We start from the raw sequence: 25,387 nt of genomic DNA, 5'->3' as shown, positions 1-25,387 counted from the left end.
AGTTGGGGGCGCTTAACCGAAGAAGCTCTGGCCGTTTTTGGCCATTTCGCGCAGCTTCGCAGTCGGGTGGTACAGCGCGCCCAAATCAGCGTACTGGTCAGCCAGGGCAACGAACTCGGCAACACCGATCGAATCGATGTAGCGCAGCGCACCGCCACGGAATGGAGGGAAACCGATACCGTAAACCAGACCCATGTCGGCTTCGGCGGCAGTTTCAACGATGCCGTCTTCCAGGCAGCGCACGGTTTCCAGGCACAGCGGGATCATCATCCAGTTGATGATGTCTTCGTCAGTGACTTCGCGCTGCTCATAAACGATCGGCTTGAGCACTTCGAGTACCGACGGATCGGCGACCTTCTTCTGCTTGCCTTTCTTGTCGGCCTCGTAGGCGTAGAAGCCCTTGCCGTTCTTCTGCCCCAGGCGTTTGGCTTCGTACAGCACGTCGATGGCCGAACGACGGTCATCCTTCATGCGATCCGGGAAACCTTCAGCCATCACGTCACGACCGTGGTGACCGGTGTCGATGCCGACCACGTCCATCAGGTACGCCGGGCCCATTGGCCAGCCGAATTTTTCCATGACCTTGTCGATGCGGACGAAGTCCACGCCGGCGCTGACCAGTTTGGCGAAGCCGCCGAAGTACGGGAACAGAACGCGGTTGACCAGGAAGCCCGGGCAGTCGTTGACGACGATCGGGTTCTTGCCCATTTTCTTGGCGTAGGCAACGGTGGTGGCAATCGCCAGCTCGCTGGACTTCTCGCCACGGATCACTTCCACCAGCGGCATCATGTGCACCGGGTTGAAGAAGTGCATGCCGACGAAGTTTTCCGGACGCTTGAGGGCCTTGGCCAACAGGCTGATGGAAATGGTCGAGGTGTTGGACGCGAGGATGGTGTCCTCTTTGACTTTGTCTTCGACTTCAGCCAGTACCGCTTGCTTGACCTTCGGGTTCTCGACCACGGCTTCTACAACCAGGTCGACGTGACCGAAGTCGCCGTAAGATAGGGTCGGACGAATGCCGTTGAGCACTTCAGCCATTTTCGCAGCAGTCATGCGGCCTTTATCAACGCGGCCAACCAGCAGTTTGGCGGCTTCGGCCAGACCCTGCTCGATACCGTGCTCGTTGATGTCCTTCATCAGGATCGGCGTACCTTTGGAGGCCGACTGATAGGCGATGCCGCCACCCATGATGCCGGCGCCCAGTACGGCAGCCTGCTTCACGTCCTTGGCGATTTCGTCGTAGGCCTTGGCCTTTTTCTTCAGTTCCTGATCGTTCAGGAACAGACCGATCAAGCTCTGCGCGGCAGAGGTCTTGGCCAGTTTGACGAAACCTGCTGCTTCGACTTCCAGCGCCTTGTCACGACCGAAGTTCGCGGCTTTCTGGATAGTCTTGATCGCTTCGACCGGCGCCGGGTAGTTCGGGCCAGCCTGACCGGCCACGAAACCTTTGGCGGTTTCGAAAGCCATCATTTGTTCAATGGCGTTGAGCTTGAGCTTTTCCAGCTTCGGCTGACGCTTGGCCTTGTAATCGAACTCGCCGGAGATGGCACGCTTGATCAGTTCAAGGGCAGCTTCCTGCAGCTTCTCTGGAGCAACCACGGCGTCGACGGCGCTGACTTTCAGCGCGTCTTCAGGACGGTTTTCCTTGCCGGCGGCAATCCACTCGATGGCGTTATCGACGCCGATCAGACGTGGCAGACGCACGGTACCGCCGAAGCCCGGGTAGATGCCCAGTTTGACTTCCGGCAGACCGATCTTGGCCTTGGTCGACATGACGCGGTAGTCCGCAGCCAGGCACATTTCCAGACCGCCACCCAGAGCGATGCCGTTGATCGCGGCCACGGTCGGAACGTTGAGGTCTTCGAAATCGCTGAAGATCTTGTTGGCTTCGAGATTGCCAGCAACCAGCTCGGCATCCGGCAGCTTGAAGTTGTCGACAAATTCGGTGATGTCGGCGCCGACGATGAACACGTCCTTGCCACTGCTGACGATCACGCCCTTGATCGAAGCATCTGCCTTGATGGTGTCCACGGCCTGACGCAGTTCGTTCAGGGTAAGACGGTTGAACTTGTTGACGGACTCACCCTTGAGGTCGAATTTCAATTCGACGATGCCACTTTCAAGAGCTTTAACCGTGATGGCTTTACCTTCGTAAATCATCAACTGATCTCCACGATATGGAAGCTGAACAGTACACGTCGGACGCAGGTAAATGGCTCGGCAGGACGTTTTTTCGTCGATGCTGACGCCAATCCACCCGGCACACCCGCCAACGCGATAGTCGGGATTCTGTAGGAGCAGTCTGTAAGACAAACGCTCAATTCATACGCCCGTTTGATTTGGGTACGTCACCTTCACGGAATTTCCAACAATTGTCAATCGCCCAAAATACGGGTGGAAATGCGACTTTGCGGTCACTTCCGTCGCACGCAGAGCTGCAATACGCCTCTGCATGCAAAGCCATTCATAGAATCAATAGTTAGAAAAGTCGCCCTAATTCGCAACGAGCCCTGTTTAAAAGGCTACGCTGGCTGGACTACAGGGATATCCGCTGACTGCAAAAAGACGAATCAGCGACAAAAACAGTTACCGGCCTGCCTGGCCACCCCGCCCGATGAATCATGTCGGGCTTTTTATTGCTCGTCTGCCGGACGCTCCCCACCCTTGCAGTGGGAAAAGTCCGCGAGTCATGCCAGTGCTTTCAGAGTCGCATCGATATCCTGCAGAACCGTGGCTTCGCCCTTCTCCCCCCAGTACAAAGCGATCATCTGCTTGTCGGCCTCGACCTTGAACACGTTGCCCGGCAACTTTTCGAAATGATTGAGCAACAATCGGTCTTCGCAGACTTCCTGCCACTGATTGACCCACACGCCCGGCGATTTCTGCCAGTAGGTCCAGCACGCCGGCTGACTGCCACGCCGTGGCCGATGATATTGCGCACACGGGTTGGGCGGCTCCTGAGACAGCCAGTGCGGCCACTCCTGAGGCGCTAACTGCATGGCCAGTCCGATGCGCCGAGCCTCCATGCGCAGGGCCATCCGGCCACTCTGCACGCGCGATGGGCGCAACCATGCCAGTGGACTCAGAACCACCAGCAGGATTGACACCACCAACCAGACCGTCATATCTCTACTCCCGACTTATAGGTGAGCGCATTGCGTCACTTTGGAACCAATGCGCTTGAAACCAGCCATACTTAACAATATTGAACCGTCACGAGGAGCACCTCATGCCCTACAACCATATCCTGGTCGCCGTAGACCTGACCGAAGAGTGCGACCCTGTGATCCACCGCGCCCGCGAGCTGTCAGCGAGCAACGGTGCCAAGCTGTCGCTGGTGCATATCGTCGAACCAATGGCGATGGCATTCGGCGGCGATGTGCCGATGGATCTGTCACAACTGCAACAGCAGCAGTTCGATCAGGCCAAGCAACGCCTTGATACGCTCAAGCACAAATACCCCGAGCTGGAAGGCGCCAATTGCCACCTGACCTACGGCCAGCCACGCCAGGAAATCCATCACTTCGCCAAGGAGCAACTGTGCGACCTGATCGTGGTCGGCAGCCATGGCCGCCATGGTCTGGCGCTGCTGCTCGGCTCCACCGCCAACGACGTGCTGCACGGCGCGCCCTGCGATGTGCTCGCAGTGCATCTGGTCAAACGCTGAAACACTGATCAGTGTGGGAGCGAGCCTGCTCACGAAGGCGTCGGAACATTCAGCATTAATGCCGCCTGACACACCGCATTCGCGAGCAGGCTCGCTCCCACATTAGGTCTCCACCCGTATATGAAAAGCCCGGCGCTCATCACTGAACGCCGGGCTTTTTCATGGCCGGATCAATCAGGCATCCAGCTCGGCCCAACGCTCCACCAGTGCATCCAGCTCAACCTGCAACTGCTCCAGCGAAGCAATCACCTTGGCCGTTTCTGCCGGCGGACGCTGATAGAAGCCGGCTTCGGCCATTTCGGCTTCGACGGCCGCGATCTGCTGCTCCTTGGCATCGATATCGCCCGGCAATGCTTCCAGCTCGCGCTGCAGCTTGTAGCTCAGCTTCTTCTTGGCTGCCGGCGCGGCAGCGGCAGGTGCGGCAGCCACGACAGGTTCAGCGGTGACCACCGCCGAGTTAAGGTCAGCCTTGCCCGACTTGCTCTCGGTCACGCCCAGCAGGCGCGGCGAGCCGCCCTGACGGATCCAGTCCTGATAGCCACCGACGTATTCACGCACCTTGCCTTCACCTTCGAAGACCAGGGTGCTGGTGACCACGTTGTCGAGGAATGCCCGGTCGTGACTGACCATCAGCACAGTGCCGTTGAAGGTCAGCAGCACTTCTTCGAGCAGTTCGAGGGTTTCCACGTCGAGGTCGTTGGTCGGTTCGTCGAGTACCAGCAGGTTCGCCGGTTTGCTGAACAGTTTGGCCAGCAGCAAGCGCGCGCGCTCACCACCGGACAGCGCCTTGACCGGCGTGCGGGCACGCTGCGGGCTGAACAGGAAGTCGCCGAGGTAGCTCAGAACGTGGCGGCTCTGGCCGTCGATATCGATGAAGTCGCGACCTTCGGCGACGTTGTCGATCACGGTCTTTTCCAGATCCAGCTGATGGCGCAACTGGTCGAAGTAGGCCACGTCGATGCGCGTGCCCTCTTCCACCTTGCCGCTGGTCGGCTGCAGACCATTGAGCATCAGTTTCAGCAAGGTGGTCTTGCCGGTACCGTTGGCGCCGAGCAGGCCGATCCGGTCGCCGCGCTGCAGGACCATCGAGAAGTCCTTGATCAAGTACGGGCCATCCGGGTGATGGAAGCTGACATTTTCCAGCACCATCACTTGCTTGCCGGACTTGTCGGCGGTTTCCAGCTGGATGTTCGCCTTGCCGGTACGCTCGCGACGCTCGCTGCGCTCAACACGCAGGGCTTTCAGGGCGCGAACGCGACCTTCGTTACGGGTACGACGGGCCTTGATGCCCTGACGGATCCACACTTCTTCCTGAGCAAGACGCTTGTCGAACAGCGCGTTGGCAGTTTCTTCCGCGGCCAGCGCAGCTTCTTTGTGCACGAGGAAGCTGGCGTAGTCGCCGTTCCAGTCGATCAGACCGCCGCGATCCAGTTCGAGGATGCGCGTGGCGAGGTTCTGCAGGAAGGAACGGTCGTGCGTGATGAACAGCACGGCGCCCTGGAAATCCTTCAGCGCTTCTTCGAGCCAGGCAATTGCACCGATGTCCAGGTGGTTGGTCGGTTCGTCGAGCAGCAGCAGATCCGGTTCCGAGACCAGCGCCTGCGCCAGCAGCACGCGACGGCGCCAGCCGCCGGACAACTCGGCGAGGGTCTTGTCGGCCGGCAGTTGCAGGCGGCTCAGGGTGCTGTCGACCAGAGTCTGCAAGCGCCAGCCGTCACGGGCTTCGAGGTCGTGCTGAACGTGCATCAGCTTGTCCAGATCGGCGTCGGTGACGATGTTCTGGCTCAGGTGATGGTATTCGGCGAGCAAGGCGCCAACGCCGTCGAGGCCTTCGGCAACCACGTCGAATACGGTCCGCTCGTCGGCCACCGGCAATTCTTGCGGCAATTCGCCGATTTTCAGACCGGGGGCACGCCACACCGAGCCGTCATCGGGCTTCTGGTCGCCCTTGACCAGTTTCATCATGCTGGATTTGCCAGTGCCGTTGCGGCCGATGATGCACACCCGCTCACCACGGGCGATCTGCCAGGACACCTTGTCCAACAACGGCATCGCGCCGAATGCAAGGGACACATCGCTGAATTTGAGCAGGGTCATGAGCTTCTCCAAAAACCGGGCGCGCATTCTACCTGAGTTAGGCCCTCAGCAGGCCGGCAATTTGTCTGCTGAAGCACTCTGCACAACATTTGTTGCGAACTTGTGCTGCGAGACCCGCAAAGCTTTCGCCGCTCGCTGGCAAAAGGCTAAGCTACAGACAATTCAGTGCTGATCGAGGTCGGCACTTGTCATGATTTCTCTGCCCGGATGTCTCATGCGCAGTCGCCTTTTCAGTGTCTTGTCCTGTTTGCTACTCACCGCCGCTGCCGCTCAATCCGCCCAGGCGGTGGATCTGTCCACCCAACGCCAGTATTACGATGAAGCCAAGCGCGCACTGGCCAAGGGCGATACCGGCCCATACTTCCGCTACAGCCAGGCCCTGGCCGATTATCCGCTGGAACCGTACCTGGCCTACGACGAACTGACCGCGCGCCTGAAGACCGCCAGTAACGAGGAAATCGAGAAGTTCCTCGCCGAACACGGTGACCTGCCACAGGCCAACTGGATGAAACTGCGCTGGTTGCGCTGGCTCGCCGACCGTGGCGACTGGGCGACTTTCGTCAAGTATTACGACCCGAAACTCAATTTCACCGAACTGGACTGCCTCAACGCGCAGTACCAGATCAGCAGCGGCCACAAGGCCGAGGGTTACGCCAACGCCGACAAACTGTGGCTGACCGGTAAATCGCAACCAGCCGCCTGCGACGGGCTGTTCGGGATCTGGGCTGCCGATGGCCAGTTGACCGAACAGAAACGCTGGGAGCGCACCAAACTCGCCGCTCAGGCGCGTAACTATCCATTGGCGAACAGCCTGGTCAACGGCCTGACCACCCTCGCGCCGCGCGGCCGTCTGCTGGTCGATGTGGCGCAAAAACCTGAACTGCTCAATCAGCCTTCGCGCTTCACCCCGAACGACGAGCCGATGTCCGACATTGTCAGCCTCGGCCTGCGTCGCCTCGCCCGTCAGGATCCGGACAGGGCCATGGCCCTGCTCGACGGTTACGCCAGCAGCATGCATTTCTCCCGTGACGAGAAGGTCGCGATTGCCCGGGAAATCGGCCTGACCCTGGCCCGGCGTTTCGACAGCCGCGCGCTGGACGTGATGACCCAATACGATCCCGAGCTGCGTGACAACACCGTTTCCGAATGGCGCCTGCGTCTGCTGTTGCGTCTGGCACGCTGGGACGATGCCTATCAATTGACCCGTCGCCTGCCACAGGATCTGGCGACCACCAACCGCTGGCGCTACTGGCAGGCCCGCAGCCTGGAACTGGCGCAACCGCAGAATCCGGAAGCGCAGACCCTGTACAAGAATCTGGCCAAGGAGCGCGATTTCTACGGTTTCCTCGCCGCCGACCGTTCGCAATCGCCTTATTCGCTAATGAACAAGCCGCTTGTGCTCAGCCAGGCCACCATCAACAAGGTGCGCAATACACCGGGCATACGCCGTGCTCTGGAATTCCATGCCCGTGGGCAGATCGTCGACGGGCGTCGCGAGTGGTATCACGTCAGCCGCCATTTCAATCGGGACGAAATGGTCGCCCAGGCCAAACTGGCCTACGACCTGAAATGGTACTTCCCGGCGATCCGCACCATCAGCCAGGCGCAGTACTGGGACGACCTGGACATCCGCTTCCCTATGGCCCACCGCGACACGCTGGTGCGTGAAGCCAAGGTTCGCGGGTTGCATTCGAGCTGGGTGTTCGCCATCACCCGTCAGGAAAGCGCCTTCATGGACGATGCCCGCTCCGGTGTCGGCGCCAGCGGTCTGATGCAGTTGATGCCCGGCACCGCCAAGGAAACCGCACGCAAGTTCAGCATCCCGCTGGCCTCGCCACAGCAAGTGCTTGATCCTGATAAAAACATCCAGCTCGGCGCCGCTTACCTGAGTCAGGTGCACAGCCAGTTCAACGGCAACCGCGTGCTCGCCTCCGCCGCCTACAACGCCGGCCCCGGCCGCGTGCGTCAGTGGCTGCGCGGCGCCGATCACCTGAGCTTCGACGTCTGGGTGGAAAGCATCCCGTTCGACGAAACCCGCCAGTACGTGCAGAACGTGCTGTCGTACTCGGTGATCTACGGCCAGAAACTCAATTCACCGCAGCCGCTGGTGGATTGGCATGAGCGGTATTTCGACGACCAATGACCGGTGCTGATTACCTGAAATGAAAAATGCCCGCATCAATCGATGCGGGCATTTTTTTGTCGTCAGCAAAGGCCTGCGCCAGTTCTAAACCGCCACGGCGTGCCCATCATTGAACTGCAGCGCCGCCAACCGCGCATACAGCGGATTGCTCACGATCAGCTCCTGGTGGGTACCGATCGCTACCAACTGGCCCTGATCCATCACGGCGATCCGGTCGGCGTTTTTCACCGTGGCCAGTCGATGTGCGATCACCAGCGTGGTGCGGTTTTGCATCAGGCTGGGCAAGGCTTCCTGAATCAGATGTTCGCTTTGCGCATCGAGGGCGCTGGTAGCTTCGTCCAGCAGCAGAATCGGCGCATCCACCAGCAGCGCGCGGGCAATCGCCAGGCGTTGACGCTGGCCGCCGGAAAGGCCGAGGCCGGCGTCCCCCAGATGGGTCTGATAGCCGTTGGGCATCTTCTCGATGAAGTCATGGGCATGGGCAATTCTTGCCGCTTCCTTGACCTGCTCCAGTGTCGCGCCAGCATTGCCGTAACGAATATTCTCTTCGACGCTGCCGAAAAACAGCGCGGGCGATTGCGAGACCAGGGCGAAATTGCGGCGCAGGTCCAGCGGGTCGAGGCTGGTCAGCGGCACGCCGTCGATCAGGATCCGGCCCTCAATCGGGTCGTAGAAGCGCAACAGCAAGTCATACACCGTGGATTTGCCGGCACCGGATGGGCCGACAAGGGCCAGGGTCTCGCCGGCCCTGATGGTCAGGCTCAAGCCGTTGACGGCGTAGCTGTCCGGACGCGACGGGTAGGAAAAGTGCACATTCTGCAATTGCAGTTCGCCCTTGATCCGTTCTGGCAACGTCACCAGCCCGATGGTCGGTGGCTGGATGATGTTTTTTGAACTGAGCAATTCAGCGATCCGCTCGGCGGCCCCCGCCGCACGTTGCAGCTCACCGATCACCTCGCTCAACGTGCCGATCGCACTGCCGACGATCAGGCTGTAGAAGACGAAAGCCGCCAGTTCGCCGCCGGTGATGCGCCCGGCAATCACGTCCATGCCGCCGACCCACAACATCACCGCCACCGCGCCCAGCACCAGCACGATCACCACAGTGATCATCCAGGAACGCTGAAAAATCCGTTTGCGCGCCGTGTCGAATGCATCCTCGACCGTCGTGGCGAAACGCCGCTCGTCCTGCACCTGATGGTTGTAGGCCTGCACGGTCTTGATCTGGCCGAGGGTCTCGGAGACATAGCTGCCGATGTCGGCGACCCGGTCCTGGCTCAGCCGCGACAGATTGCGCACGCGCCGACCGAAAATCAGGATCGGCGCGACTACGAACGGCAAGGCAATCACCACGATGCTGGTGAGTTTCGGGTTGGTGACGAACAGCAGGACCACCCCGCCGATCACCATCAACAGGTTGCGCAGAAACATCGACAGTGACGAGCCGATCACCGATTGCAGCAATGTGGTGTCGGCAGTCAGCCGTGACTGAATCTCCGAACTGCGGTTGTTCTCGTAAAAACCGGGATGCAGATACACCAGATGGTTGAACACTTCGCGCCGGATATCCGCCACACAACGCTCGCCGATCCACGATACCCAGTAAAACCGCGCAAACGTGCCGATCGCCAGGCCAAGCACCATCAGCATGAAGATCCCGATGCTCTGGTTCAGCTGGTGCGGCGACTGGGTCATGAAGCCCCGATCGACCAGCAATTTGATCCCCTGCCCCATCGACAAAGTGACGGCCGCGGTGACGATCAACGCCAGCAGCGCAGCGCAGACTTGCCAACGATAAGGCGCCAGAAATCGGCTGGTCAGACTCAGCGCGCGACGGTGCCGGGAAGAAAGCTTCGAGATCATTCAGGTACACATCCGTGTTGGTGAAAGGGCTAGCCTAAACCTTCTATGGGGCGGAACTCTGTAAATCACAATGAGTCAGGTTAAATATGCCCCCAAAGACTAGGCCATAGTTGCTATTGGTCTAATGTCCCGGTTGAGACGAGCGGTCATTTCTGTTGGAGTGGAGATGCCGCTTTTGACAGACCCAAAGGTGTTGTCACAGCCTGGTCACGTGGCGGTTTTAATCTACGTGCACAACCTGATGAGGAGACAGGCCATGTCCTTGCAACACCGCAGCGATGACAAGATTCAAGTGATCCGCACCAAGCCCGGCCAACCTCTGGGTTGCTCGATTATTGATAAGGACGGGCGTGAAGTACCGATCACTGAAGACATGATCCAGCAAGCATGCCGCGAACTGGAGAAGCGATTGGTCAAGCCTGCCGAACAAAAGTGATATAGCCACCGTCTTCCTGACCCGGCCCCTGTTTGGCCGGGTTTTTTCTGCCTGCCGTTCTGTTCTGTTCTGTTCTGTGTAGGAGCTGCCGAAGGCTGCGATCTTTTGACTTTGTTTTTCAAAGGCAAGATCAAAAGATCGCAGCCTCCGGCAGCTCCTACAGGATCTTCAGACAGCCACCGCCCCCAGCGCCGCCACAATCTGTTGCAACTGCGGCGAATCACCGTCGATCCGCACCTTCAGCCCTTCAATCTCGCGTCGCACCGGGTACTGCTTGCGCAACACATCGAACGCCGCACGCTGTTCAGCGACATTGCCTACAAGACTGCGGCGAAAATCCGCGTCATCGCGGCGTGGGTCGTACACCCCGCGGCACAACATCGCCAGCGCCCAGGCCGGATCGCTGTCGGCGTGCAGGGTCACTTCTGACAGCCACGGTGCCGGCAACAGGTCACTGAGCTGGATACTCGGCGGCTGACCGATAAATTCGCAATAAGCCTGATAGATCTGCGCCGTACCGCGCTGTTTGCCATCAAGGCTGTAGCCGGCAATGTGCGGCGTGGCCAGCACGCAGAGTTCGGCGAGGGCCACATCGACTTCAGGCTCGGCTTCCCAAACGTCGAGCACTGCTTGCAGGTCTTCGCGCGCCAGCAGCACTTTGCGCAGAGCGGCATTATCCACCACCGGACCACGGGCGGCGTTGATCAGCCAGGTACCGGGTTTGAGCTGTTGCAAACGCTGCTCATCAAACAGGTGCCAGGTCGCGCCTTCGCCGATACGGGTCAGCGGCGTGTGCAGGCTGATCACGTCGCACTGCTCGATGATCTGCTCGAGGCTGACGTAATCGCCGCCCTCGGCCGCCTGACGCGGCGGGTCGCAGACTTTGACATTCCAGCCCAGGCCCTTGAGGACCTTGATCAACCGGCCGCCGACTTCACCGGCACCGATGACGCCGTAAGTACGTTGTGGCAGATCGACGCCTTCAATTTCCGCCAAAGTCATGAGGCTGCCGAGTACGTAATCGACCACGCCCCGCGCATTGCAACCGGGTGCGCTGGACCAGGTGATGCCGGCCTCGTTGAAATAATCGAGATCCAGATGATCGGTGCCGATAGTGCACGTGCCGACGAAACGCACCTTGCTGCCTTCGAGCAGCGCGCGATTGACGTTGGTCACCGAGCGCACCAGCAGCACGTCGGCCTGCTCGACCGTCGCACGGTCGATGGAACGGCCCGGGACCCGGCGGATCTCGCCGAAACCGGCAAAAAAGGCATCGAGCAGCGGAATATTTTCGTCGGCAACAATCAGCATGGCGGGCTCCTTGGGGGGATCGGCAGTTTAGGTGCTGATCCACCGTTGAGCCAGCGCAGACTACACGGTGGCGAGGGCGCTTCGCTTCCCGGCGGGAGCAAGCTGCCTCGCCACAGTGGATGGCCTTGATGATTACAAATCCGCAACAGAGGATTTTTCCTGACTGTCACGTCAGCGGCGTAGAATGCGGCGCCTTGCGCATCAACACCTGTGGACGCTTTGCCTGTGAATTCTGTTACTGATCAACCTCTCGCTGCCTCACTCACCCGCCCCGCGCGAATTCGCCTGGAGTTCAGGAACCTGCTCGCCCTGGCGTTGCCGATAATCATCGCGCAACTGGCGACCACCGCCATGGGCTTCGTCGATGCCGTGATGGCCGGCCGCGTCGGGCCACGTGATCTGGCGGCGGTGGCACTGGGCAACTCGATCTGGGTCCCGGTTTTTCTGTTGATGACCGGCACCCTGCTGGCCACCACACCGAAAGTCGCCCAGCGTTTCGGCGCCGGCACCCACAGTGAAATCGGCCCGATCGTCCGTCAGGCGTTGTGGCTGGCGCTGGTGGTGGGGTTGATCGCGACTTGCATGCTGGTCGCCGCCGAACCGGTGCTGCACCTGATGAAAGTCGATCCCGAGCTGATCGGCCCGTGCATGCAATACCTGCACGGCATTGCCAGCGGCCTGCCGGCGGTGGCGTTCTATCATGTGCTGCGCTGCACCAGTGACGGCATCGGCCGCACCCGTCCGGCGATGGTGCTGGGCCTGTGCGGTCTGGCGCTGAACATACCGCTGAACTACATCTTCATCTATGGCCACTTCGGCGTGCCGGCCATGGGCGGCGTCGGCTGCGGCTGGGCCACGGCGATCGTGATGTGGGTCATGGCGCTGGGTCTGGCCGGTTACGAGCGCTGGGCGCCAGCTTATCGTTCGAGCGAGATCTTCAGCCGTTTCGACTGGCCACAATGGGCGGTGATCAAGCGTCTGCTGGCGATCGGTCTGCCGATTGGCATCGCGGTGTTTGCCGAGTCGAGCATCTTCGCCGTGATCGCCCTGCTGATCGGCAGCCTCGGCGCGACGGTGGTGGCCGGGCACCAGATTGCGCTGAACGTCAGCTCGCTGGTGTTCATGATTCCGTATTCGCTGGGCATGGCGGTGACCGTGCGTGTCGGCCAGGCACTGGGCCGTGAAGAACCGCGTGAAGCACGCTTCGCCGCCGGCGTCGGCATGGGCACTGCGTTGGCCTACGCCTGTCTGTCGGCGAGCATGATGCTGTTGCTGCGCGAGCCGATTGCGGCAATCTACACCGCCGACCCGACGGTGATTCATATCGCGGCGATGCTGATTGTGTATTCGGCGCTGTTCCAGTTTTCCGACGCAATCCAGGTGACGGCTGCCGGCGCCCTGCGCGGTTATCAGGACACCCGGGTGACGATGATCCTGACGCTGTTCGCCTACTGGGGCATCGGCCTGCCGGTGGGTTACGCCCTCGGCCTGACCGATTGGCTCGGCGAGCCGCGTGGCCCGAGCGGCTTGTGGCAGGGTTTGATCGTTGGTCTGAGCTGCGCGGCGTTCATGCTGTCGATTCGCCTGACGCGCAGTGCGCGCAAGCGTATTCGGATGAGTCGCAGCGCGGGTTAAGCCAATAACACAGTACAAAAAAGTGGGAGCGGGCTTGCTCGCGAAAGCGGTGTTTCAGTCGACACTTACAGTGACTGACACATCGATTTCGCGAGCAAGCCCGCTCCCACATTGGGTTTTGCGTTTGCCTGAGGGTCAGGCTTGTTTCTTGCGGATCCAGTACAGATAAGTACCAGCCTCTTCGTGCTGGCACACCAGTTCGTGGTCGAGGAACACGCAGAACTTGGGAATGTCGCGACGGGTCGAGGGATCGGTGGCGATCACCTTGAGCAGGCCGCCAGGCACCAGGTCACGGATGTGCTGGTGCAGCATCATCACCGGTTCCGGGCAATTGAGACCGGTGGCGTCGAGGGTGCCGTCGACCGGCGTGTCGATCATTTCACTCATGATTCACTCCTGAAACTGGCCGGCATTGTCGCGCATTGCCGGGTGCTCAGTCATCTGTAGCGAGGGGATTTATCCCCGACGGGTCGCGAAGCGGCCCCAAAGACTGGGAATGCGCTACATCCCATCGGGGATAAATCCCCTCACCGCAGAGATCATTCCCACAGGGTTTAGTGGTGACTCAGCGGGATTTGTTTTTCTTCACGTCATGCCGGCGCAGGTGGCACGTGACCTCTTCACGGTCGTGATACAGCTGCTTGCAGCCAATATCGACCTTGATCCCGCGCGCCTTGAAGCCATCGGCGATGCGCTCGAGCAGGCGCTTCACTTCGGCATAGCGCTGTTTCATCGGCAACTTGAGGTTGACCACCGCTTCGCGGCAATGCCCCTCGCCGATCCACTCTTCGAGCATCGCCGCGTTACGCGCCGGCTTCTCGACGATGTCGCAGACCATCCAGTCCACCGGTTGCTTGGGCTTGAAGGTGAAGCCGTCGGCCATCAAGTGCTGTACCAGCCCGGTGTCCATCAGGCTCTCGGCCATCGGGCCGTTGTCGATCGCGGTGACCAGCATGCCGCGGTTGACCAGTTGCCAGGTCCAGCCGCCCGGAGCGGCGCCGAGGTCGACGCCGGTCATGTCGCTGTGCAGGCGCTCGTCCCACTGATCACGCGGGATGAAGTGGTGCCAGGCCTCTTCCAGCTTCAACGTCGAACGGCTTGGTGCCTCGCGCGGAAATTTCAGGCGCGGAATGCCCATCGGCCACATCGCCGAGTTGCCGGCATCGGCCATGCCGAGAAACACTTCGCGACCACTCTTGAAGGTCAGCAGCAGGCGCGGTTTGTTCGCGTCGTCCACCAATTTGCCGGCGCCGGTCAGTGCCTTGCGCAGCGGGCCTTCGAATTTCTTGCAGAAGTTCGACAGTTCTTTACCGTCGTTGGTGTCGACCACTTCCAGCCACAGGCTGCCGCAGACCGGGAAGTCCGCCATGTGCTCGAGGATGACGCTAATGCGGTCGGTTTCCGGCAGGTCGATGAAGACGCCACGCGCCCATTGCCGCGGGAAAATCAGCTCGGCGAAACGTTGGCCGCGCATCAGACGCTCGGCACCGTCTTCTTCGGTGCAGACAAACTCGGCGTAAGCGGTGGCCGGTTTGGCCTTGGCGTAACCGGCCACGTTGAGTTGGGCGGCGAGGTCGGAAATCTCCGAACAGACTTCGCCTTCGAAGCCTGGCCGGCAATGCATGAATAGGGTGTTCATTCTTACTCCTGGGCAGAGGGCGGACATTCGGCCCCTGCGCGCTGCTCAAGCCTTGCGGTGAAGCAAAGCCTGTCACGAAAACCGGCGCATGATAGCCGATGTCGGAACCTTGGTTCCGTCAATAGAGTCCAGTTATTAGCCAGCTACTGAAAACAGGGCTACGTTGATAGCTCTGCCCGTCCCCTCAGTCCGTAGCCGTGCGGACTCAAAGGAGTGATCGTAATGCCGTCCCTCGATAGCCTGAAAACCCTTAAAACCCTGAAAGTAGACGAAAAAACCTACCACTATTTCAGCCTGCCGGATGCCGCGAAAAGCCTGGGCAATATCGACCAGTTGCCGATGTCGCTGAAAGTCCTGCTGGAAAACCTGCTGCGCTGGGAAGATGAAAAAACTGTCACCGGTGCCGACCTCAAGGCCATTGCCGCGTGGCTCAAGGAGCGACGCTCCGACCGGGAAATCCAGTACCGCCCGGCCCGGGTATTGATGCAAGACTTTACCGGCGTACCCGCCGTGGTCGACCTCGCCGCCATGCGCGCGGCGATGGCCAAGGCCGGCGGCGACCCGCAGCGGATCAACCCGTTGTCGCCGGTGGATTTGGTGATCGACCACTCGGTAATGGTCGACAAATTCGCCACCCCGAGCGCCTTCGAACAGAACGTCGACATTGAAATGCAGCGCAACGGCGAGCGCTACGCCTTCCTGCGCTGGGGCCAGAGCGCCTTCGACAATTTCAGCGTGGTGCCGCCGGGCACCGGGATCTGCCACCAGGTCAACCTTGAATACCTTGGGCGCACGGTATGGACCAAAGATGAGGACGGCCGCACCTACGCCTTCCCCGACACCCTGGTCGGCACCGACTCTCACACCACCATGATCAACGGTCTCGGCGTACTCGGCTGGGGCGTCGGCGGGATCGAGGCGGAAGCCGCGATGCTCGGCCAACCGGTGTCAATGCTGATTCCGGAAGTGATCGGTTTCAAACTCACCGGCAAACTCAAGGAAGGCATCACCGCCACCGACCTGGTGTTGACCGTCACCCAGATGCTGCGCAAGAAAGGTGTGGTCGGCAAATTCGTCGAATTCTACGGTGACGGCCTCGCCGATCTGCCACTGGCCGACCGCGCGACCATCGCCAACATGGCCCCGGAATACGGCGCGACCTGCGGCTTCTTCCCGGTCGATGACGTCACTCTGGAATACCTGCGCCTGTCCGGTCGCCCGGCCGAAGTGGTGAAACTGGTCGAGGCCTACACCAAGGCTCAGGGCCTGTGGCGCCTGCCCGGCCAGGAACCGGTGTTCACCGACAGCCTGGCGCTGGACATGGGCAGCGTCGAAGCCAGCCTCGCCGGGCCGAAACGCCCACAGGACCGGGTCTCCCTGCCGAATGTGGCGCAGGCCTTCAGTGATTTCATGGACCTGCAATTCAAGCCCACCAGCAAGGAAGAAGGTCGCCTGGAAAGCGAGGGTGGTGGTGGCGTGGCCGTGGGCAACGCCGATCTGATCGGCGAAACCGAGTACGAATACGAAGGCCACACCTACCGCCTGAAAAACGGCGCAGTGGTGATCGCCGCGATCACCTCGTGCACCAACACCTCGAACCCGAGCGTGATGATGGCGGCCGGTCTGCTGGCGAAAAAAGCCGTGGAGAAAGGCCTGACCCGCAAGCCGTGGGTGAAGAGTTCGCTGGCACCCGGCTCGAAAGTGGTCACCGACTACTACAAGGCTGCGGGGCTGACGCAATACCTTGATCAACTCGGGTTCTCGCTGGTCGGTTATGGCTGCACCACCTGTATCGGCAACTCCGGGCCGTTGCCGGAGCCGATCGAAAAAGCCATTCAGAAAGCCGACCTCACCGTGGCGTCGGTGCTGTCCGGCAACCGCAACTTCGAAGGCAGGGTGCATCCGCTGGTCAAGACCAACTGGCTGGCCTCGCCACCGCTGGTGGTCGCCTACGCCCTGGCCGGCAGCGTACGCACCGACATCAGCAGCGAGCCGCTGGGTAACGACCAGCAAGGCAATCCGGTGTACCTGCGGGATATCTGGCCGAGCAGCAAGGAAATCGCCGACGCAGTCAGTCAGGTCAACACCGCGATGTTCCACAAGGAATATGCCGAAGTGTTTGCCGGCGACGAGCAATGGCAGGCGATCGAGGTGCCGCAAGCCGCTACCTATGTGTGGCAGGACGATTCGACCTACATCCAGCATCCACCGTTTTTCGACGACATTTCCGGCCCGTTGCCGGTGATCACTGATGTCAAAGGCGCGCGGGTTCTGGCGCTGCTCGGCGATTCGGTGACCACCGACCACATCTCCCCTGCCGGCAACATCAAGGCTGACAGCCCGGCCGGGCGCTATCTGCGCGAGAAAGGCGTGGAGCCGCGGGACTTCAACTCCTACGGCTCACGGCGCGGCAACCACGAAGTGATGATGCGCGGCACGTTCGCCAACATCCGCATTCGTAACGAGATGCTTGGCGGCGAAGAAGGTGGCAACACGATCTACATCCCGAGCGGCGAGAAAATGCCGATTTACGATGCGGCCATGCTGTATCAGGCCTCAGGCACGCCGCTGGTGGTGATCGCCGGTCAGGAGTACGGCACCGGCTCCAGCCGTGACTGGGCAGCAAAAGGCACCAACCTGCTGGGAGTCAAAGCGGTTATCGCTGAAAGCTTCGAGCGCATCCACCGTTCCAACCTGGTGGGTATGGGCGTGTTGCCGCTGCAGTTCAAGCTCGATCAGAACCGCAAGAGCCTTAACCTCACCGGCAAGGAAACCCTGGATATTCAGGGCCTGACCAGCGTCGAGCTGACGCCCCGCATGAACCTGACGTTGGTGATCACCCGTGAAGACGGACGGCAGGAGAAAATCGAAGTGCTGTGCCGCATCGATACATTGAATGAGGTGGAGTACTTCAAGTCGGGTGGCATCCTGCACTACGTGCTGCGGCAGCTGATTGCCTCTTGATTGCTTGATTCCTGTGGTGAGGGATTCATCCCTGGTGGACTGCGCAGCAGGCCATTTTTTGGGGTCGCTTCGCTACCCATCGGGGATAAATCCTCTCGCTACAGGTGCCCGACACAAGCCTTCAGCACTTTTCTCCAGGCGAAAAAAAACCCGCCGAAGCGGGTTTTTCCCAAGACCATTATCGACTCCCTGTCGGCAGCGATCCTTGCTAATGGTCGATCATCCGTGATCCTGAAACACTCCCTGTGTCTCAGTTGATGGGTGTAGATTACGCCGTGGATCCAATCGGCAATAGTCGCAAAAGCTACCAACGCGTGTAAGACATTCGCTATACAGGCCCTTCCGAAAACCCTTAGCCTCTTCAGGAATCCAGCAGGCAAGCCGCGATTCGCGCGATCTGTAGCTGCCCGGCAGCCTGCGGCTGCGCGTCGTCTTCCAGAAACCACGCCGCGGACAACCCGGCGAACGCCAGCACCCACTGCAGCAAGCGTCGGCGATCAAGCCCGGACGCCTCGACGATCACCTCGACCTGCCGGCGCAATCGCTGTGAATCGCCAGCCGTCGGCAAGTCCGGGTTGCAGATCAGGTTGGCGTAGTCATAACCACGCTCGCCACGGACCCGTTTGGGATCAATCGCCAGCCAGCCGTGTGCACCGAAATCGAGAACGTTGTCGTGGTGCATGTCACCGTGCAGCACCACTACGTCCTGCGGGTCAGCGAGCAAGGCTTCAGCCGTTTGCAGGCTCAGGACATAGGTCCCGCCCTGTTCGGCGGCGGCCACCCGCAGCGAGGCGAACCACGGCGTCAGCTCTACCAGCGGCGGTGGCGGCGTCGAACGCGGCGCATGCAAGCGCGCCAGTGTCGCGCACATGATCCGCGTGGCCTCGTCGTCTTCACCGTTGAGCGCCATGTGCATCAGCGAACGCCGGCCCATGGCCCGTTCCAGTAACAAACCTTCCTCGTGATGGGCCAGCACTCGCGCGGCGCCGTCACCGTCCCACCAGGTCATCAGCTGATTGCCGAATTGCTCGTCCGTATCCAGCGCAACCTTGAGCATCGCCGGCGTGTCGCCGAAACGTACCGGTAACAGGCGGCTGCCCGGGGTAATGATCGGTTCACCGTCCGGTACCAGCGCCCAGCATTGCAACCAGGGTGCGAAGATTGCGCAGTCAGTCACCGTCACGCTCGCGAGTCTTGGCGCTTTCGGCGAGAAACTGTTCAAGTCGGTTCAGTTGTTCCTCCCAGCCGCGGCTGTCCATGTAGTACGCCTCCTTTTGGCGCACGTCGGGAATATGCGCAAAACCGGACTCAGACACCTTGAGCAAGGTACCGTCCTCGTAATCCTGCAGGTCGAACTTGACCAGCGTCGTCGGTTCCTGGGAATAGTCGATGCTCGGGTTGACTGCGTAGGGGTGCCAGCGAAATGAAAACAGCTGCTGCGGCTCGACCCGCTCGACCAGCACGTTCCACAACACATGTTCATAACCCGGATAGGTGACCTGCCCTTGCGTCCATTCCCCGGCAATGAACCGCCTGCCCTCCAGCGCCACGCCAAACCACTGGCCAAACGCCTCGGCATCGACCAGTGCGCGCCAGACATAGGAACGCGGCGCCTTCAGCTTGATTTTGCGTTCGAAACTATTGGGTACCGGTTTCATAAGTCACCTCCTGTTCTGAACAGTAGGCTTGTATGACCACATGTCCAACCTGAAGTTGTATCAAAGCAGTGCAACTGTGCAGCATGGGGAAACATTCGGCGGCATTTCCGCTGGTTGAATCGAGCGCTCTCCGCCGATGAACCTGTTACCTTTTCCTGCGAAATGGAAACAAACAAGGACGAACCATGCAGCCATCCCTCTCCGAACGTTATCGCGGCGCTCTGCTCGGCCTTGCCTGTGGCGATGCTGTCGGGACCACGGTGGAATTCAAGCCGCGGGGCTCATTCCAGCCACTGACGGACATGGTCGGTGGCGGCCCCTTTCACTTGAAGCCAGGGCAATGGACGGATGACACTTCGATGGCGCTGTGCCTGGCGGAAAGTCTGCTGAGCAAAAACACCTTCGATGCGGCTGACCAGATGGGGCGCTATCTGAACTGGTGGAAATGGGGCTATCTCAGCTCCACCGGTGATTGTTTCGATATCGGCACGACGGTCAGCCAGGCGCTGTCGCAGTATCAACAAACCGGTCAGCCCTTTGCGGGATCTGCCGACCCGTTTACCGCCGGCAACGGTTCACTGATGCGCCTGGTGCCGGTGGTGCTGTTTTACTTTCCTGATGCCCCGCTGATCCGCCAGTTCGCCATCGACAGTTCGCGGACAACTCATGCAGCCCCCGAAGCCATCGAGTGCTGTCAGTTGTTTGCCGAACTGATCAGCAAAGCCCTGCTTGGCGCCTCCAAAACAGAGTTGCGCAAACTGCCGGACTCAACCTTCACTCAACCGAAAGTCGCAGCCATCGCTCGAGGCGATTACCTCGCGAAGTCGGCGAGCGAAATCCGTGGCAGCGGCTACAGTGTCGAGTCACTGGAAGCGGCGCTGTGGTGTTTTCACCGCACCGACAGTTTTTCATCGGCGATTCTGCAAGCCGCCAATCTTGGCGATGACGCCGACACCACTGCCGCTATCGTTGGTCAGGTGGCCGGCGCTTATTACGGCGTTCGGGCGATTCCCACCCACTGGCTGGAAATGCTCCATGACGGCGAGGAGATTGCGGCCACCGCAGATCGCCTGCTCGAAGCATCCCGGCTACGCGTACCTGAATAGAAACCCCAGAGCCGCTAAACTGCTCGGTACTCCCATCTGACACAGTGAGAACCCCCATGTCCCCACGCCTGCTGCTGGCCCTGACGCCCTTTCTGTTCACGCCCCTCGCCCATGCCGCCGTCGACTGTGCCAATGCCAACGATCAGGCCACCATGAACCAGTGTGCCGGGCAGGAATTCAAGGCTGCCGACAAGGAACTGAATGCGGTTTATCAGCAAATTACCGCCCGTTTGAAAGACAACGCCGACGCCAAAAAGCTGTTGGTGAGTGCGCAGCGGGCGTGGATCGGGTTTCGCGATGCCGAGTGCAAGTTTTCGGCATCCGGAGTCGCGGGCGGCAGTGTTTATCCGCTGATTTACAGCAATTGCCTGACGGGTGTCACCAAAGTGCGGGTCGAGGCGTTGAAGCAGTATTTGAAGTGTGAAGAAGGCGACATGAGTTGCCCGGTGCCGGGGGCCTGACCTTGTAGTGGTTTCGAGGGCCTCTGCGCGAGCAAGCCCGCGCCCACATTTGAAATACACTCCAATTGTGGGCGCGGGCTTGCTCGCGAAGACGTCAGCACAGGCGCCACCCATTACCGGACAAACACCTGCGCCGTCGTAATCGCCATATCCCCACCCGGCAACTTGATGCTCCCCGTCTGCTTCAGGGTCTCGACATCAAAAATCGCCACATCGTTGAACGTCCCGGCCAGATAGATCTTGCTGCCATCCTTATTGAACGAAATGCAGTAGTAGGAATGCTCCGGAGTCGCGGCCTGCAGCAGCTTCTTCTGCTTGATGTCGTACTTGGCCAAGCGATTGAGCACGCCGAACATCAGGTTCGGTTCTTTCGGCGAACACATGCCGCTGAAGTAGATTTCAGTCAGCGGGCCGAAGTCAGTGGTTTCGGTCTCATCAAGCGTTCCGCTTTGCGCTTTTTTGATTTCAGCGCCCTGTGGGCATTCTTCACGTGAACGTCAGGACGATGGCAAGCACCACGGGGCGATTGGGTGTATGCGGCTGGCGGATCGTCTTCTTATCAACGTTTCGAGCAGCAATGCGATGCTGACCGCAGAAAAGGCAGCCGCAGAAATAAATCAAAATAAATTATTGTAATTAGATAATTATTCATCGAAAATTCGCTACCCAACTGAAACAACCAGGAATTTTCATGAGTACTCACAACAACGGACTGGCGCTGCAGCGCATGCATTGGATCGGGCTGCTGGCAGCGATACTTGTCTGGGTTCTGGGTGTAACGGAGGTCGGCGGCAACACTACGATCTGGATCTTCAAAAAGGATGAAATGCTGGCAAGCCTGCTCTATGCGTTCGCTGAAGGCTCACCACAATTGCTTGACCCGTTTGTCGAAGGCGCACTGCTCGATCCCGACACCTGGCTGTCGTCATTCGCCACTGCGCTGATCGTTGTCCTGGACTTCCTGCCCGTTGTCCTGTCGGCGTACACGTTATGGCTGACAGGGTTATTTTTCCTGCGCTTGTCGAGAGGCGAAACCTGGACCGACCGCAATATCGGGGTCCTGTGGCGAGTGGGGGTACTGTGCATCGTTTCTCCGGCCGCCTATCCGCTGGTAGAGACCCTGCAAGGTCTTGCCTTGTCGATAGATCTGCCGCCGGGGGATCGCATTTTTCAGTTCTCTATCGGCCTGTCCTCCTCTTCTGCCTACGAAATTATCAAAGGCGTATTGCTGTGTTCGTTTTCAATTATCATGCGCGATGCAAAAGTGCTCAGCGATGAGCAAAGTCAATACATATAGAACAATATAATGACCATTATCGTCCGCCTTGATGTTGTTATGGCCACGCAAAAAATTCGCTCGAAAGAGCTGGCCACCCTGCTCGGGATCACCGAGGCCAATCTGTCATTGCTGAAAAACGGCAAAGTCAAAGGCGTGAAAATGGCAACCCTCGACAAGCTCTGCGCGGCGCTCGATTGCCAACCGGGCGATCTGCTGGAATATCAGAAAGACTAAGACTTTCCCCTGACGGCGAGTTGTTTATCGCCAGTCGCAATCGTTTAACTCTCATTCAATCCTTAGTTTCAAGGCGGCTATTTCATGTCCCGTTATTTGTCATGCGCGCTGTTATTGCTGACAGCGTCACTCAGCGGCTGCGCCACACAATTGGACGTAGCGCTCAACGCGATACCTGATCCGGACTATCAGTTCGACCGCAAGGCAACAGTACTTGTGACCTCGGCAAGCGCCACTGCTGAAAATGCATTGAATGCTCGCTACTATCTTCGCGATATGGTGAATGCGTTGAAGGATCGGGGATTCCAGGAGGTTTATACCGACGCTGATCTGCCCAGAAACCATGCTCCGGTGAAAATGACCATCACCCTCGATATCGGCAGCCGGCAAGTGTCCTACCGTTACACCGCCACCGATTACGGGCAGGTCGTAACCAGCACTTCGACGGTGTGCAAAAACATCAAGAAGAAAGACGATCGGCTGGCCTGCACCAGTACCCCAAACACTACATATGGTCCGGTGGGTACCTCGGAGCGAATCGGTTACACCACTCTCAGCACATTCGTTGCCACCGCCCGGGACGAAGTGAGCAAGCGTACCGTCTACCTGCTTCGGGCTTCGTCCTATAACGACGACTGCCAGGCCGCCAAGGTCGAAACCTTTCTGGTGGAACAAGGCCTGCAGAACCTGAGTTTCGAGGATCGCGTGCAGCGCAACTATACCGTGACGATGCCCGAGGGTTACCGCTGCAAGTAATACGTTTCCGTGGGCGTCTCCCGGCTTTGCTCAGCGTGCGCGAGCCTGTGCCGGGAGACGTCTCAGGTTAAACGTGCGGATCACCCGGCGGCTTGGCAGGCGCAGCGTATTGCGGCTTGAGGTGGCCGTCCTGATCCAATAGCCAGGCGTCCATGATCTGCCGCACCACCGGACCGGCGACGCGACCACCAGCCTCGCCGTTTTCGATCATTACCGAGATGGCGATCTTCGGGTGCTCCGCCGGAGCGAAGCCGACGAACAAGGCGTTGTCGCGATGGCGTTCGAGGGTTTTCTCACGGTTGTAGCGCTCGCCCTGCTTGATCGCCACCACTTGCGCGGTACCACTCTTGCCCGCAATGCGGTACTGCGCACCCACCGCCGCCGCACGAGCGATCCCACGGGCATCGTGCATCACCATCTGCATGCCGTGGTTGACCTGATCCCAGTCACGCGGGTTCTTCAGCAGGATGTTGGGCATCGGATGCTCGTCAACCGGCGCCACACCATCGACTGTCTTCGCCAGGTGCGGTCGGTTCCATACGCCTTTGTTGGCGATCAGCGCGGTGGCCTGAGCCAGTTGCAGCGGCGTGACCTGCATGTAGCCCTGACCGATGCCGAGAATTACCGTTTCCCCCGGGAACCAGGCCTGGCGGCGTGTTGTGCGTTTCCAGGCCTGAGATGGCATCAAACCGGGCGACTCTTCGAACATATCCAGCGAGACTTTTTCGCCAAGGCCAAACATTGCCATGTAGTCGTGCAGGCGATCGATGCCGAGCTTGTGCGCCAGATCGTAGAAGTAGGTGTCGTTGGAACGCATGATCGCCGCGTCCATGTCCACCCAGCCATCGCCGCTGTGGTTCCAGTTGCGGTACTTGTGATCAAAGTCGGGGAGTTGGTAGTAACCCGGGTCGAAAACGCGGGTTTGCGGGGTCACGACGCCGGCATCGAGACCGGCAATCGCCACTTCTGGCTTGATGGTCGAGCCTGGCGCATACAGGCCGCGCAGCACGCGGTTGAACAGCGGTCGGTCGATGGAGTCGCGTAGCGCCGAATACTCCTTGGAGCTGATGCCGGTGACGAACAGATTCGGGTCGAAACTCGGGTTGCTGACCATGGCCAGCACCTCACCGGTGGACGGATCAAGCGCCACCACCGAACCACGACGATCCCCCAGTGCCGCTTCGGCAGCTTCCTGCAGCTTGACGTCGAGACTGAGCACGATGTTTTTGCCAGGGACCGGATCGGTGTGCTTGAGCACCCGCAACACTCGGCCCTGGGCGTTGGTCTCAACTTCTTCATAGCCTACGTGGCCGTGCAACTGCGCTTCGTAGAAGCGCTCGATGCCGGTTTTGCCGATGGATTGGGTGCCGCGATACTCCACCGAGTCGAGGGTTTTGGACTCTTTCTCGTTGATCCGGCCAACGTAGCCGATTGAATGCGCGAAGTGCGGCCCCAGCGGGTAATGCCGCACGAACTGCGGCTCGACATCGAGGCCCGGCAAACGGAACTCGTTGACTGCCAACACGGCGATCTGTTCTTCCGTCAGTTCGTAGAACAGTGTCACCGGGGTAAATGGATGACGGGACTGCTTCATTGCCTTATCGAAAACCGTGCGATCTTCAGCGGGCAGATGCAGGAGATTGATCACCTCGTCCAGCTCCTGATTGACATCAGTGGCGCGTTCGCGGGTGATCACCAGGTTGTAACTGGGTCGGTTATCAGCGAGCAGCACGCCATTGCGGTCATAGATCAAGCCTCTTGTCGGCGGGATCGGCAAAATGTGCACGCGGTTGTTTTCGGAGATGGTCGAGTGGTAGTCGTACTCAACCACTTGCAGGATGTACAGGCGCACCACCAGCGCGCAGCTGATAGCAAAGACGAAGAGAGCGCAAGCGATCAACCGTTTATTGACCAACCGCTTCTCTTTCTCGTGATCCTTGATGGGAATGGGTTCAGGCATTTCTACAGCGACTCTTTGACATAATTTGAGTGCCGATCCATGGGCATGACATCAGTCCGTTAAAAAACGAGCTGCACCATACCAAAAACCGAGTGGTCACTTCAGAAGGATTTTGCCCAATGGCAGTCCTGGCGACGGTTGGAGCGCGTGTAGCGTGTGAGTCTGGCGATCAAACCAA

Annotated in this window: 20 protein-coding genes and 1 pseudogene; 10 read left to right on the top strand and 11 right to left on the bottom strand. The window is 59.6% G+C overall.

What is annotated here, in order from left to right:
* Nucleotides 1–12 precede the first annotated feature (12 nt).
* Together fadB and AC27VU_RS22305 are read right to left on the bottom strand one after the other, a co-directional pair.
* Nucleotides 13–2,160 (bottom strand): fatty acid oxidation complex subunit alpha FadB, encoded by a 2,148-nt coding sequence (fadB, locus tag AC27VU_RS22310; RefSeq protein WP_024013640.1) that lies wholly within the window; start codon nucleotides 2,158–2,160, stop codon nucleotides 13–15.
* 527 nt (nucleotides 2,161–2,687) lie between these two features.
* Nucleotides 2,688–3,125, bottom strand: coding sequence for a hypothetical protein (locus tag AC27VU_RS22305; RefSeq protein ID WP_003226602.1), 438 nt, complete (start codon nucleotides 3,123–3,125; stop codon nucleotides 2,688–2,690).
* A 104-nt stretch (nucleotides 3,126–3,229) separates the two neighbouring features.
* Here AC27VU_RS22305 and AC27VU_RS22300 point away from each other — a divergent pair, with 104 nt between their 5' ends.
* Nucleotides 3,230–3,667, top strand: a complete 438-nt coding sequence (locus AC27VU_RS22300) for a universal stress protein (protein WP_262142945.1) — start codon at nucleotides 3,230–3,232, stop codon at nucleotides 3,665–3,667.
* A gap of 174 nt (nucleotides 3,668–3,841) precedes the next feature.
* On the opposite strand, the gene AC27VU_RS22295 is transcribed toward AC27VU_RS22300, so the two are convergent.
* Entirely contained in the window at nucleotides 3,842–5,764 is a 1,923-nt protein-coding gene (locus AC27VU_RS22295) for an ATP-binding cassette domain-containing protein (protein WP_488724949.1), read from the bottom strand.
* A 214-nt stretch (nucleotides 5,765–5,978) separates the two neighbouring features.
* On the opposite strand from AC27VU_RS22295, the gene AC27VU_RS22290 reads away from it, so the two are divergent.
* A complete protein-coding gene (locus tag AC27VU_RS22290; RefSeq protein ID WP_262143425.1) occupies nucleotides 5,979–7,907 on the top strand; it encodes a transglycosylase SLT domain-containing protein in 1,929 nt (642 codons plus the stop codon).
* An 84-nt stretch (nucleotides 7,908–7,991) separates the two neighbouring features.
* On the opposite strand, the gene AC27VU_RS22285 is transcribed toward AC27VU_RS22290, so the two are convergent.
* Nucleotides 7,992–9,770, bottom strand: a complete 1,779-nt coding sequence (locus AC27VU_RS22285; RefSeq protein WP_488724948.1) for an ABC transporter transmembrane domain-containing protein — start codon at nucleotides 9,768–9,770, stop codon at nucleotides 7,992–7,994.
* 256 nt (nucleotides 9,771–10,026) lie between these two features.
* Between AC27VU_RS22285 and AC27VU_RS22280 the strand changes: the two genes are divergently transcribed.
* Nucleotides 10,027–10,206, top strand: a complete 180-nt coding sequence (locus AC27VU_RS22280) for a PA1571 family protein (RefSeq protein WP_045122558.1) — start codon at nucleotides 10,027–10,029, stop codon at nucleotides 10,204–10,206.
* A 168-nt stretch (nucleotides 10,207–10,374) separates the two neighbouring features.
* Here the strand turns inward: AC27VU_RS22280 and pdxB are convergent, their stop codons facing one another.
* Entirely contained in the window at nucleotides 10,375–11,517 is a 1,143-nt protein-coding gene (gene pdxB / locus AC27VU_RS22275) for a 4-phosphoerythronate dehydrogenase PdxB (RefSeq protein ID WP_488724947.1), read from the bottom strand.
* Between the two features lie 225 nt (nucleotides 11,518–11,742).
* Between pdxB and AC27VU_RS22270 the strand changes: the two genes are divergently transcribed.
* Nucleotides 11,743–13,152, top strand: coding sequence for an MATE family efflux transporter (locus AC27VU_RS22270; protein WP_003226614.1), 1,410 nt, complete (start codon nucleotides 11,743–11,745; stop codon nucleotides 13,150–13,152).
* Nucleotides 13,153–13,287: 135 nt separating this feature from the next.
* On the opposite strand, the gene tusA is transcribed toward AC27VU_RS22270, so the two are convergent.
* Together tusA and rlmM are read right to left on the bottom strand one after the other, a co-directional pair.
* Nucleotides 13,288–13,539: a sulfurtransferase TusA gene (tusA, locus tag AC27VU_RS22265; RefSeq protein ID WP_488724946.1), complete on the bottom strand. Its 252-nt coding sequence runs from the start codon at nucleotides 13,537–13,539 to the stop codon at nucleotides 13,288–13,290.
* 178 nt (nucleotides 13,540–13,717) lie between these two features.
* Nucleotides 13,718–14,791, bottom strand: a complete 1,074-nt coding sequence (rlmM, locus tag AC27VU_RS22260; RefSeq protein WP_338802560.1) for a 23S rRNA (cytidine(2498)-2'-O)-methyltransferase RlmM — start codon at nucleotides 14,789–14,791, stop codon at nucleotides 13,718–13,720.
* Between the two features lie 222 nt (nucleotides 14,792–15,013).
* Between rlmM and acnA the strand changes: the two genes are divergently transcribed.
* Nucleotides 15,014–17,755 (top strand): aconitate hydratase AcnA, encoded by a 2,742-nt coding sequence (gene acnA / locus AC27VU_RS22255; protein WP_262143429.1) that lies wholly within the window; start codon nucleotides 15,014–15,016, stop codon nucleotides 17,753–17,755.
* Nucleotides 17,756–18,116: 361 nt separating this feature from the next.
* Here the strand turns inward: acnA and AC27VU_RS22250 are convergent, their stop codons facing one another.
* Nucleotides 18,117–18,938, bottom strand: a complete 822-nt coding sequence (locus AC27VU_RS22250; RefSeq protein ID WP_488724945.1) for an aminoglycoside phosphotransferase family protein — start codon at nucleotides 18,936–18,938, stop codon at nucleotides 18,117–18,119.
* Nucleotides 18,925–19,413, bottom strand: coding sequence for an SRPBCC family protein (locus AC27VU_RS22245; protein WP_201136982.1), 489 nt, complete (start codon nucleotides 19,411–19,413; stop codon nucleotides 18,925–18,927). The genes AC27VU_RS22250 and AC27VU_RS22245 overlap by 14 nt, the downstream gene beginning before the upstream one ends.
* Before the next feature lie 185 nt (nucleotides 19,414–19,598).
* Here AC27VU_RS22245 and AC27VU_RS22240 point away from each other — a divergent pair, with 185 nt between their 5' ends.
* Together AC27VU_RS22240 and AC27VU_RS22235 are read left to right on the top strand one after the other, a co-directional pair.
* A complete protein-coding gene (locus tag AC27VU_RS22240; protein ID WP_400509571.1) occupies nucleotides 19,599–20,519 on the top strand; it encodes an ADP-ribosylglycohydrolase family protein in 921 nt (306 codons plus the stop codon).
* Nucleotides 20,520–20,575: 56 nt separating this feature from the next.
* The gene (locus AC27VU_RS22235; RefSeq protein ID WP_003226627.1) at nucleotides 20,576–20,980 is read left to right on the top strand and encodes a lysozyme inhibitor LprI family protein; all 405 of its coding nucleotides are present in this window, start codon (nucleotides 20,576–20,578) and stop codon (nucleotides 20,978–20,980) included.
* A 113-nt stretch (nucleotides 20,981–21,093) separates the two neighbouring features.
* Here the strand turns inward: AC27VU_RS22235 and AC27VU_RS22230 are convergent.
* Nucleotides 21,094–21,414, bottom strand: a pseudogene (locus tag AC27VU_RS22230) (hypothetical protein); the annotation flags it as partial.
* Between the two features lie 257 nt (nucleotides 21,415–21,671).
* On the opposite strand from AC27VU_RS22230, the gene AC27VU_RS22225 reads away from it, so the two are divergent.
* From AC27VU_RS22225 to AC27VU_RS22215, 3 genes are all read left to right on the top strand, one after another.
* Nucleotides 21,672–22,277 carry a hypothetical protein gene (locus AC27VU_RS22225; RefSeq protein ID WP_003226630.1) on the top strand — a complete coding sequence of 202 codons (606 nt, stop codon included), beginning with the start codon at nucleotides 21,672–21,674 and terminating at the stop codon, nucleotides 22,275–22,277.
* 9 nt (nucleotides 22,278–22,286) lie between these two features.
* Nucleotides 22,287–22,493, top strand: coding sequence for a helix-turn-helix domain-containing protein (locus tag AC27VU_RS22220; protein WP_102356381.1), 207 nt, complete (start codon nucleotides 22,287–22,289; stop codon nucleotides 22,491–22,493).
* A gap of 84 nt (nucleotides 22,494–22,577) precedes the next feature.
* Nucleotides 22,578–23,249 carry a hypothetical protein gene (locus AC27VU_RS22215; protein WP_262143436.1) on the top strand — a complete coding sequence of 224 codons (672 nt, stop codon included), beginning with the start codon at nucleotides 22,578–22,580 and terminating at the stop codon, nucleotides 23,247–23,249.
* Nucleotides 23,250–23,316: 67 nt separating this feature from the next.
* Here AC27VU_RS22215 and mrdA read toward each other — a convergent pair whose 3' ends face one another.
* Nucleotides 23,317–25,209 (bottom strand): penicillin-binding protein 2, encoded by a 1,893-nt coding sequence (gene mrdA / locus AC27VU_RS22210; RefSeq protein WP_488724944.1) that lies wholly within the window; start codon nucleotides 25,207–25,209, stop codon nucleotides 23,317–23,319.
* Nucleotides 25,210–25,387 lie beyond the last annotated feature (178 nt).

Source organism: Pseudomonas sp. 14P5.3.2, assembly GCF_057799175.1.
Note: the sequence above shows the minus strand (reverse complement) of the source record. Positions and strands in the feature narration are given on the sequence as shown.